Source organism: Longimicrobium sp., from assembly GCF_036387355.1.
GTDB lineage: Bacteria > Gemmatimonadota > Gemmatimonadetes > Longimicrobiales > Longimicrobiaceae > Longimicrobium.
In genome coordinates this window covers 1-10820 of the sequence record NZ_DASVTX010000127.1, presented here as the reverse complement: position 1 = coordinate 10820, position 10820 = coordinate 1, and the positions used below count along the sequence as shown (strand labels likewise).

General features: G+C 69.8%; 9 protein-coding genes. 2 read left to right on the top strand and 7 right to left on the bottom strand.

Features of this window, described 5'->3' with window-relative positions; translation table 11 throughout:
* Positions 1-336 precede the first annotated feature (336 nt).
* The 6 genes from VF665_RS05885 to VF665_RS05860 all read right to left on the bottom strand — a co-directional run bounded on the left by VF665_RS05885 (position 337) and on the right by VF665_RS05860 (position 8085).
* Positions 337-717 (bottom strand): hypothetical protein, encoded by a 381-nt coding sequence (locus VF665_RS05885; RefSeq protein WP_331052486.1) that lies wholly within the window; start codon positions 715-717, stop codon positions 337-339.
* 118 nt (positions 718-835) lie between these two features.
* Positions 836-1372: a hypothetical protein gene (locus tag VF665_RS05880; RefSeq protein ID WP_331052485.1), complete on the bottom strand. Its 537-nt coding sequence runs from the start codon at positions 1370-1372 to the stop codon at positions 836-838.
* A 769-nt stretch (positions 1373-2141) separates the two neighbouring features.
* On the bottom strand, positions 2142-3509 hold the full coding sequence (locus VF665_RS05875; protein ID WP_331052484.1) for a sigma-54 dependent transcriptional regulator: 1368 nt from the start codon (positions 3507-3509) through the stop codon (positions 2142-2144).
* 55 nt (positions 3510-3564) lie between these two features.
* The gene (locus VF665_RS05870; protein WP_331052483.1) at positions 3565-5295 is read right to left on the bottom strand and encodes a two-component system sensor histidine kinase NtrB; all 1731 of its coding nucleotides are present in this window, start codon (positions 5293-5295) and stop codon (positions 3565-3567) included.
* Between the two features lie 608 nt (positions 5296-5903).
* The gene (locus tag VF665_RS05865) at positions 5904-6458 is read right to left on the bottom strand and encodes a hypothetical protein (protein ID WP_331052482.1); all 555 of its coding nucleotides are present in this window, start codon (positions 6456-6458) and stop codon (positions 5904-5906) included.
* 151 nt (positions 6459-6609) lie between these two features.
* Positions 6610-8085, bottom strand: coding sequence for a class II fructose-bisphosphate aldolase (locus VF665_RS05860; RefSeq protein ID WP_331052481.1), 1476 nt, complete (start codon positions 8083-8085; stop codon positions 6610-6612).
* Between the two features lie 266 nt (positions 8086-8351).
* Here VF665_RS05860 and VF665_RS05855 point away from each other — a divergent pair, with 266 nt between their 5' ends.
* Positions 8352-9224 carry a metallophosphoesterase gene (locus tag VF665_RS05855; RefSeq protein WP_331052480.1) on the top strand — a complete coding sequence of 291 codons (873 nt, stop codon included), beginning with the start codon at positions 8352-8354 and terminating at the stop codon, positions 9222-9224.
* A gap of 101 nt (positions 9225-9325) precedes the next feature.
* A complete protein-coding gene (locus VF665_RS05850; protein ID WP_349263106.1) occupies positions 9326-9553 on the top strand; it encodes a cold shock domain-containing protein in 228 nt (75 codons plus the stop codon).
* A 93-nt stretch (positions 9554-9646) separates the two neighbouring features.
* On the opposite strand, the gene VF665_RS05845 is transcribed toward VF665_RS05850, so the two are convergent.
* Complete coding sequence (locus VF665_RS05845; RefSeq protein WP_331052479.1) at positions 9647-10672, bottom strand: zinc-binding dehydrogenase; 1026 nt, start codon at positions 10670-10672, stop codon at positions 9647-9649.
* Between the last annotated feature and the right edge of the window lie 148 nt (positions 10673-10820).

Genomic DNA, 10820 nt, shown 5'->3' with positions numbered 1-10820 from the left:
GCGCCCGGCTTCCAGCGGCCGTACGGCAGCGACGGCGACGGATTCACCTCGCCGCCCCACACGAACGCAACACTGCGCGGAATGCGGAGCACCGGAACGTCCGCACTCGCGGCGCCGGAAAAGCTGTCAACCGGCAGGGTGCCGGACGGGGACTGATTCTGTGCCATGTGGGTACCTCGGGATGGGTCACGCGCAGCAGAGTGCGCCAGGAGACCCGGGTGCAGGCGCCATGCCCAATGGGCGCCGCGGCTAAACTAGCGCAAAACGCCTACTTACGGAAGCGGGCGCCCCTTAGGACGCCCGACGGTGTGTCTTTGTGACGCCAGCCCGGTGTGTTCAACCGACACAGGCCAGGGCGCTGGTTTCTTCCCCGTACTCGGCCGCCGTGGCGGCCATGGGGGCGCTGCTCAGGGCGAAGCGTTCCGGGAGGGGAAAGGTGATGACCGTCGCCGCGGCTTCCTCCGCCTTGCGCTGTGCGCACCATGCCCGGTAGCCGGGCAGCTTGAGCATGCGGAAGATCCGGCGGTCCATGGCGTTGCAGAGCAGGATCTCCGTGAGCTGATACTGCCCGTCCTTGTCAACGCGCAGCCCCGTCACCACCTCGTCGGCCAGCTGCAGCAGCTGCGAACGGGGGATGCGGTCCTTGAACTCTTCGATCTGCTCCTCCACCCAGTCCACGTAGGCGCGGCGCAGCGAACGAAGCGATGTGGATTTCATCGGGTTTTCTGTGACGCGCGGGAGCCGGATCAGCGTGACGGGCAAAGCGTTTGAGCAGTCGTGTCGCGTAAAGGCAAGCATCCAATGTCCGGCAAGTTAGGAACCCTCGCGGGCCGGGTCAAGACTCACGTAAGCCGCGCCATTTCAGCGCCCCCCGGCAGTCATCGCAGAACCCGGCGTGCTTGCGGTCCGTATCGGCAATGTCGCACGACGCGTACATGACGCACGAGGGGCGGCCGCAGTGGTCCGCGCCGGCCAGGTGCCCCAGCTCATGCAGCGCCTCGGTAAGCAGCCGCCCGCGCAGAACGTCGGCATCGGCGCCGGACCCGTGCCGCAGCGGCTGCAGCCCGATGGCGGCGCAGCATCCCCCCACCTCCGCCTCGCCGAACACGGGGCCCACACCCGGCGCGCAAAGGCCCGCATCGGCTATTGCCAGCCTCCAGGGGCGCCGCCGTCCCCTGCCCTTGTCGTCTCCGCTGGCGATCAGCGCGTCGATGAGCGCGGAGGACGGGTACATCCCGGCCTGCGTCCGCCAATCGGGATCCAGCGGCATGGGCTCGCCGACGCACCATTGCAGTCCCGCGCGCGCCTCCAGGTCTGCGCCCAGCGCGCGGAGCAGCCCGTCATCCACCGGGCCCGCCGGGATCAGGTGCACGGGTGGCGGATTGCGGGTGCGCGGCACGGTTGCGGAAGAACGGGACGCGGACCGGCCCGGGCTGGCTCACGCGGCCCAGCGCCCCTCGATCCGCAGGGATCATCATCAAACGTTTCGCAGATGCAAGGTGCAGTCCGCGAGCAGAATCGGCTGGGGACGGGCGGCTGAAGCCGCGGCAACAACGGCGCAAAGTCCGCCTGCGCGGACTGCATCCGCAACCCCGGCGCGAGGAGCGGAGCAGCGGCGCGCCCGGCGAATCGGCAGCAGTCAGCAGTGGATCGACGGCGGATCTCGATCAGAACCGGAGAACGCGAGCCGCCGCTGGCCGCCTGAGCGGATGAATCCGCCGCTCCACAGCGGAAAGCCCCGACTCGCGGCCGCTGTCGCGTCCACGATCGGGGTCTGCAACCGCGTACAAACCGCGGGCGTGGTTTCCGTGCGATTCGCGGAGTTGCAGCGCGGCAGATCCTTCGTCGGCGCCAAGCGGCGGCGCGGCGGCAGGTTCGGCCGTCCAGAGCGAATGAATTCGCCGCTGGAACAGCACGAAGTCCGCCTGCGTGGACTGGGCGCCGCCACATCGTCCGCGGTGGGCGAGCGGAGGCGCGGGGACGATCGGAGCGGCACGTCACGGGCGTCCAGCCCTTTCGTACTTTCGTACTTTCGTACTTTCGTACTTTCGTACTTTCGTACTTTCGTACTTTCGTACTTTCGTACTTTCGTACCTTCGTACTTTCGTACCGCCCCTCCGCACTCCGCACTCCCGCCCTCCCTACCCCTCCATCCCGTACCGCTGCAGCTTCCGGTACAGCGTGGACGGATCGATCCCCAGCACCTCGGCCGCGCGGGTCTTGTTGCCGCCCTCGGACGAGAGCACCCAGTGGATGTACGCGCGCTCCACGATCTCCAGCGTGGGGTTGGGCGGCAGGGTGGCCGACACCAGGGGCTGCGCCTGCCGCTGCGTGATGCGCGGCGGCAGCGTGCTCATGGCGATCTCATCGCCCGTCCCCGTGAGCACGGCGGCCCGCTCCAGCGCGTTCTCCAACTCGCGCACGTTGCCCGGCCAGTCGTACGTCTGCATGCTGGCCAGCGCGTCCGGCGCCACCCGCAGCGGCGGGCGGTTGCGGCCGCTGGTAAAGCGGTTCAGAAAATAGTCGATGAGCAGCGGGATGTCGTCCGGGCGCTCGCGCAGGGGCGGCAGCTGCAGGGTGATGACGTTGAGCCGGTAGAACAGGTCGCTGCGAAATCCCCCGCGGCGGATCTCCTCGTCCAGGTCGCGGTTGGTGGCCGCCATGATGCGCACGTCGATGGGCACCGGGTCCGTGGCGCCGACGGGGATCACCTCGCGCTCCTGCAGCGCACGCAGCAGCTTTACCTGCAGCGCGGGCGACATCTCGCCCACCTCGTCCAGAAAGAAGCTGCCGCCCTTAGCCGCCACGAACATCCCCTGCTTGTCGCGCACGGCGCCGGTAAACGAGCCGCGCACGTGGCCAAACAGCTCGCTCTCCAGCAGGTTTTCCGGCAGCGCGCCGCAGTTGATGGACACGAACGGCCCGTCGCCCCGCTGCGAGATGCTGTGGATGTGCTTGGCCAACACCTCCTTGCCCGTCCCCGACTCGCCGGTGATGAGCACGGTGCTGTCGCTGGGCGCCACCGTATCCGCCGTCTTGAGCACGTCCAGAAAGCTCCGGCTGCGGCCAATGGGGCGCGACGTGTCGCTGCGGTCCCGGCGGCGGATCTCCGTCTTGAGCGCCTGGTTCTCCTTCTTGAGCTGCCGGCTCTCCGCCGCGCGCCGCACGATGGCGATCAACTCGTCGTTGGCGAACGGCTTTTGAATGTAGTAGTAGGCGCCCTCGTTCACGGCGCGCATGGCCGTCTGCAGCGAAGCCTGCGCGGTCATGAGAATGACGGGCAGGGCGGGATCCATCTCCTTTGCGGCCATCAGCACCTCCAGGCCGCCCTTGCCGGGCATGCGCACGTCGCTGAGCACCACGTCGGGCCGCACGTCGGCGATGCGGTCGATGCCCGCCTGCCCCCCCACGGCGGTCTCCACCTGGAACCCCTCGCGCTTCAACAGGATGCGCAGGGTGTCCAGAATGCCGACCTCGTCGTCCACGATCAGGATCTTCGGCTCGCTCACGGCCCGCCCTCTACTGGTGTGATGAGGGATGCGCCCTCCCGCGGCGCCTCCCTGGTCATGCGTCCGGCTCCCGGGGTCCCGCAGGCGCCGGGCCGTCCGTCTCCGTCACTTCCGCTTCCGGCTGGGTGGACGCGGAACGCGACCCGGTCTGCGGAAGGTACAGCACAAAGGTGGCGCCCCACCCTTCGCGCCGCGGCTGGTCCACGAACACCGCGCCGCCGTGGGCGTCCGCCGCGCGCTGCACCAGCGCCAGCCCCAGCCCTGAGCCGCCCGGGCGCAGGGAAAAGAAGGGGTCGAACACGTGATCGCTTTCCCCCTCCGGCACCCCGGGCCCCGTGTCCGTCACCTGCAGCCGGACCACAGGCTCGCTCCCCCGCGCGGGAGAGATCAGGTCCGAGTCCAGCGCGTCCAGCTCCACCCGCACGCGCCCGCCGGCGCCGGCCCACTGCACCCCGTTCAGCACCAGGTTCAGCACGGCGCGGTGCAGCAGGTCGCCGTCCCCCGTGACGGCGGCGCGCGCGGCGTCCGGCGACACCTCCACCTCTACCTGCACGTCCGCGGCCTGCGGGTGGGCCCGCACCACGTCCACGGCCTCGTGCACCACCCGCGCCGCATCGACGCGCACCGCCGCCCGCATGCGCACGCGCGCAAAGTCGATGAACTCCGTCAGCAGGCGGCTCAGCCGGTCGGACTCGCGCACCACCAGCCCGCCCAGCACCTCGCGGTCCTCGCGGTCAATGCCGTCCATCGCCAGCTGCTCCGTGGCGCTGCGGATGGAGGCGAGCGGGTTCTTGATCTCGTGCGCCAGCGAGGCGGACAGTTCGGCGACGGCTTCCAGGCGCTCGGCGCGGCGGCGCAGGTCATCCATCCGCTTGCGCTCGGTGATGTCCTGAAAGATGGCGGTCACCGAGGGGAGCCCGCCTTCTTCGCGCTGGATGAGCGTGGTGCTCACGCCGAACACCATCCCCGAGGGCGTTTCTTCCGTCTCGAAGCGGCGGATGGGGGTGCGGCTGTTCATCGACCGGAGAATGACTTCGCCCAGCCCGGGGGCGACGGCATCCAGCTTGTGCAGAAACTCGCGCCCCAGCCAGTCGGAGGCGCGCAGCTTGAGCAGGTCCGCCGCCGCGGGGTTGATGAACGCCAGCCGGCCCCGCCCGTCCACCGTCAGCAGCCCGGTGGCGATGCCGGCCAGCACGTCGTCCGTATCCAGGCGCAGCAGGCGCAGCTCCGTTTCCACCTCGCCCAGCACGGCGCCCGTACGCCGCAGCCGGTCGCCCATGTATCCGGTGGCGAGCGCGACCACGGTAAACAGGCAGAGCTGCAGCAGCACGCTGGCATCCACCGTGTGCGTGCTCCACACGATGTCGGCAAAGTACAGCAGGCTGACCAGAATGCCGATCAGGATGCCGCCCACGAAGGGGAGCAGGATGGCCGCCGAGACGATGACGAGAACAAAGAGGGGGGCGAAGTCGCTCTCCTTTCCGCCGGTCAGGTGGACCACGATGGCCACCATGAGCACGTCGAAGACGATCTGCCAGTACAGGTAGTTGCGGCCCGGCGTGCGGCCGAGCACGTGCGTCCACCAGAAGGACCCGACCGACACCGTGCCCGCGGTGATGAGCAGCAGCGTGGCCGCGAGGGTGGTGTTGGCGGGCGCCGCCTTCCACGACAGCGCCGCCGCCAGGAAGATCGCGACGCCCAGGGAGACGCGCCCGACGTACACCCAGGTGAGGATGCGGCGCGGCTCCGGCAGCCGCTCGGAAGTCAGGCGCCGGGTCACGTGCACCGGGGTCCGCGCCGGTGGCGCGGGGGGAGCGTGCGAGGGGTCACGGGGCCCGGGGTCGCGGGGAGCGGAAAAGGATGGGTGGATTGTGGACCGCGCGGGGCGGGAGGTCAAGGCGCGGGGGAGTGCGGGAGGGAAGTGCGTGAGTGCTGGGTGCGTGAGTGCGGAGTGCTGAGTGCGGAGTGCGAGAGTACGAGAGTGGTCGATCGGTAGTCCGGATTGGCCTGCGGCCTTGTTGAGCGGCTGAAGCCGCCGCAACAACTGCTGAAAGCCTCACGGTACTGCTGTGAGGCTGCACTGGGGTGTACGCGGCGGTCGGCGCTAAACGCCGCCCTCGCGCCGAACGCCCCCCCCCTCTCCCGCGGAACGGGTGGAGGGGGCTGGGGGAGGGGGCCTCCGTCCGCCGCATCGGCACCGTCCGGACCGCACCGACCTGCAGTTCTCCCTCTGCTGCGCGGCTGTTTGCGCGGGGAGGGCCGGGGAGGGGCCGCCCGCCGCCGCGCGCTGCTTTCGCGGATGAGCACGGCGGGTGGACGCCAGAAGCCCCGATCACCGCCGCAGGGCGAATGATCGGGGCTTCGGTGCCTGAGAGCCGGCAACGCCGCGTCGTGTCAGGAGATGACGAGCGTCCGCGTGGATACTGCTTCCCACCCGTTCCCGCGCGGCTGGAGCGTGACGAGAAACACGCCGTCCTGCACCGGCTGCTTCACCAGGTTGCTCAGCCACATCGCCTTTACGATCACCTGCACCGACTCGCCGGAGGCGACGGGATCGCCTGTCGCGAACACAGCAACGGCCTCGCGCAGCGTGCAGGTTCGCAGGCTTTCCGACGGGCAGACCCGCGCCTCGTCCAGGTTGCCCGCCTCCGCCCGCGCCAGCGCCCGAACCGCGGCGGCCTCGGCACGACCCCGCTCCACCGTAAGATCGTAAACGATGGATGTCACGCCGCGCGCGTCGGGCGGAAGCGGGCGGCTCCGCACGACACGCGCGTCGTAGCGTACCGCTCCCGCGGGTACGCCGTCGCTGCGGCGCAGATCCGCGACCAAGTGATTGATCGCGGCGGCGATTACGGCCGCATCCCCGGACGTCGGCGGCGCGGACCGCGGCAGCGTGGCACAGCCGCCCAGGCCGAACACGCAGATCAGCGCAAGAAATCCGTTCCGCATCCCAAGCTCCCCGGCTGGACGAGGCACGATAGCCGGCAGGCGAGGATCTGTCAATTCTGGCCGCTTTCGATACGGCGTTGCGCCGCCCCTTGATGTACGAAGCCCCGCACGGCGGTTGCCGTGCGGGGCTCCGTGTTCCGACAGGATCCAATCAGTCGGAGAGATCCCAGTCGTCCTCGGCCGCCTTCATCCGCATGTCGGCGGGGGAGGTGCGGTGGATTTCGGGGAGGGCGACGTGCCTGGCGACGGCGTCCATCGTTCCCTCCACCCGCAGCTGGCGGAAGAGGAAGGTGAACTGCTCGTAAAGCACGGCGCGGATGCGCTCGCGGTCCGCCTCGGGCAGGTCCCACAGCTCGCGCTTGAAAGCGCCGATCGCCTTCTTGCGGGCCTTGTAGATGAACTGCTCCTCGGTGTCCGTCGGCTTGCGCTCTTCGGGAAAGCTCTTGCGCGTGTGCTCGTACATGCGCTCGCGCAGCTCGCCGGGGATGGCGTCGTACAGCAGGTTCTGGAAGTTGGTGGCCAGGTGGATCTCCGCCGTCTCCACCGTGGGGAAGTTGCCGAACGCGCTCTGCGGCAGCGTGGAGGCGCCGTGCTGCACCGCGCCCGACATCCCGTACTCCCGCCGCGCGATTTCCGACAGCGTGCGCAGCGTCTCAAAATCGATCGCCACGTCGGCGATGGACCCGTCGGGGAGCACCGTGCCGCCGTGCGTGGTGCCCGACTGCACGCTGATCTTGCTCAGCCCCGCCACAGGACGCCCCGCGGTTTCCGCCACGCGCGCGAGTTCGCGGTTGTAGCCGTCCATGTAGGCGCGCAGCTCCTCGGGGGTGGAGTTTTCCGTGCCCACCTCGCCGATCTCGCCGCCGATGCTCACCGTGATCCCCGCCGGCTCGTGCTTGCGGACGTACGCCGTCAGCTCCGCCGAAAGACGGTAGTTGAGCTCCTGCTGCGCGTCCAGCCCGTCCTTGTCCAGGTCCACCAGCGTGCTGGTGTCGATGTCGATGTTGTAGAAGCCGGCGTGCAGCCCTTCGCGAATGATGTCCTTGACCGCGCGCAGCTCGGCTTCCGCGTCCGCCTTGTACTTCTTGGCGTTGACCTGAAAGTGGTCACCCTGCACGAACAGGGGGCCGGACCACCCTTCCTTGATGGCCGAGGCGATCATCACCGACACGTACTCCGCCGGGCGCTGGTCCGTGTAGCCGATCTCGGAGCGCGCGATTTCGCAGATGAGCGCGCCCACGCGCAGCTCGCGGGCGGCGCGGAACAGCGCGCGGCCGGTCTCGAACGAGGCGGCGCGCACGTTGATGGCGGGAACGGTAAAGCCGCCCACGTCGCCGCGGCCGCGGGCCGTGTACAGGTCGTGAATGGAAGCCGGGGCGATGCCCACCGCGTGCCCGGCCCGTAGAATCAGCCAGCGGGCGGTGTCGCGGGTGTCCTCGTCGTCGCCAAAGACGGCGGCGCGCACCAGCCGGTCAATGCCGCCGGCGCGCAGGGCGTCGGGGCTCACCAGCTCGAACGCGCCCTCGTTGACGCGCAGCGATTCGCGGACCTCGTCCAGCAGCGTGCGGACGGACGGGCGGGAAAACATCTCCAGCCCCTCCGCGGCGGTCGCGGCGGTGTTCACCATGATCTCCTCGGGTATGGAAGCTCGTTGCACTCGGGGGCCGTACTCCGGCCGCGGCGGGAATGTGCTCGCGCGGCGCGCCGGCGGCAAGATTCACGCGCATCGCATCCGCTCCCCTGCCCCGCCGTGACCCGCGGAACGGCGGCCGCAGCAGCCCCGGAAACGCGGAGAGGACGGCGGGAGATCAGGTGAGTGCCGCGGTCACTGCCCACACTCCGCGATGCAATTCGTCTCGCACTGCTGGTCCGCCGCTTGCCCCTGCGGCGGGCATGAAACAGAACCAGGCGGCACGGTGGATGGGGATCGGCGCGGCGGCGGCGGCCGCGGCGCTGGGGGCGTACTCGCTGGTGGAGCCGTTCTGGCTGCAGGTGACGCGGCCGCGCATCCACGTCCGCGGGCTGCACCCGGACCTGGAAGGCTTGCGCATCGCCCTGCTCACGGACTTTCACGCGGGCGGGGGAACGCCGCTCTCCCTCGTGCGCCGCGCATGCCGGCTGGCCATGCGCGAGGAGCCGCACCTGATCGCGCTCACCGGCGACTTCGCGGACGACAGCGCGCAGAGCTTCAACCCGGTGCTGGACGCGTTGAGCGAGCTACGCGCGCCGCTGGGCGTGTGGGCGGTGCCGGGCAACCACGACCACACGGTGGGGATCGACCTGTGGCGGCACGAGGTGGCGCAGCGCCCCTGGCTCACGGACCTGACCAACCGCGCGGAGATGCGGCGGGTGGGGAGCGCGCGGCTGTGCATCGCGGGGGTGGACGACTACTCGTACGGCGCCCCCAACCTGGAGGCGCTTCCCCCGCCCGCCGAGCGCGACTTCACCCTGCTGCTGGCGCACGATCCCGACCAGGCGGAACGGGCCCGGCGGGAGTGCGACGCGGTGGGCCTGGTGGTGAGCGGGCACACCCACGGCGGGCAGGTTCGCATCCCTTTTTCCGGCGCCGTGCTGAACCCGGCGGAGTTCGACGAATTGTACGAACAGGGGGTGCGGCGGCGTCCGTGGACGCAGGTGTATACCTCACGGGGCGTTGGCACTGGGCACATTCCGGTGCGTCTCTTCTGCCGGCCAGAAATCGCAATTCTTACTCTTACCGGAGCGCCGCGGACAGCCCGCCGGAAAGGGCGCCCGACAAACATCTGAACGGCCCGCGTCTTGCACGAAGGGAGGCGTAATCAGTCCGGGGCGGCGACCGACGGAGCGGCGCGCCGGGAAGGAGCGGATTCCGTCGTAGCGGAGGCATCATGGCGCGACAGACTGGGGTGGTGGAGTTCTTCAAGGACGACAAGGGCTTCGGCTTCATTCGTCCGGATGACGGCGGAAAGGACGTGTTTGTGCATCACTCGTCCATCCAGATGGAAGGCTTCAAGTCGTTGAAGCGTGGCGACCGGGTGGAGTACGAAATCCAGGACGACCCCAAGGGTCCCCGCGCCAACGATGTACGCAAGACGGCCGACGCGTCCGAGGGGTGACCGGATCCGTCCTGAAGCACTGAAGCGCCGCTCCCTTCCGGGGCGGCGCTTCTGCGTTCAAGAGCACGGCTGTGGCGGGATGTGGATTGCCGGCTACGGCACCAGGACGATCTTGCCGAACTGTCCCCCGGCTTCCAGGCGGCGGTGCGCCTCGCGCGCCTCGTCCAGCGGCATCACCGTGTCGATCACCGGGCGGATGCGGCCGGCGAACACCATGCGCAGCAGGTCCTCGAACTCCGATCGCGACGCCATCGTGGTTCCGATCACCTCGATCTGCTTCCAGAACACCGAGCGCAGGTCCAGCTCCACCTTGGGCCCCGCGGTGGCGCCATAGGTCACGAGCCGCCCGCCGCGGGCCAGGGCGCGCAGCGAGCCGGACCAGGTGGCCGCGCCCACATTCTCGACCACGACGTCCACCCCGCGCTTCCCCGTATCCGCATGGACGGCGCGGCTCCAGTCCGTGGTGGCGCGGTCGTACACCACGTCGGCCCCCATCTCCCGCAGCCGCTCCACGTTCCCCGCGCCCTGAGTGACGGCAAAGACGCGGGCGCCCATCAGCCGGGCGATCTGCACGGCGGCGAGCGCGGTGCCGCCGGACGCGCCGATCACGAGCACGTCCTCCCCCGGCATCAGGCGCGCACGGGTGACCAGGGCGCGCCACGCCGTCTGGTACGAGACGGGGAGCGCGGCGGCCTCCTCAAAGGACAGGTCGTCGGGAAGCCGGTAGGCGTGGTCCGCCTGGATGGCGACGAACTCGGCGAACCCGCCGTCCGTGTGCTCGCCGAAGATGCGGTAGCGCTCGCACATGCTTTCCTGCCCGCGCGCGCACTCGCGGCAGCGCCCGCACCAGAGCCCGGGGTTGATGACGACGCGTTCGCCCACGCGCTCCGCCGCCACCCCGTTCCCGACGTCCGTGATCACGCCGGCGATGTCACACCCGCCGATGTGAGGCATGGTGGTTTCGATGGGAATTCCGCGGCGCACCCACAGGTCCAGGTGGTTGAGCGCGGCGGCGCGAACCTGAACGAGGACTTCGCCGGGGCCGGCCACGGGCTGCGGCACCTGCTCGATGCGCACGACCTCCGGGCCGCCGTTTTCGTGGAAGATGGCCGCGCGCATCTGGTTCCGTCTGGGCGAGGTGGATGGGATTTCCGACCGATGAACAGCGGCGCGCAACGTATGCCGCGGTGCGCGGAGGAGCAACGGATGAGCAGACGATGATGCCGGTGCAATCCGCAGCGTCCGGGGCGGGCCCCCACCCGGGCCG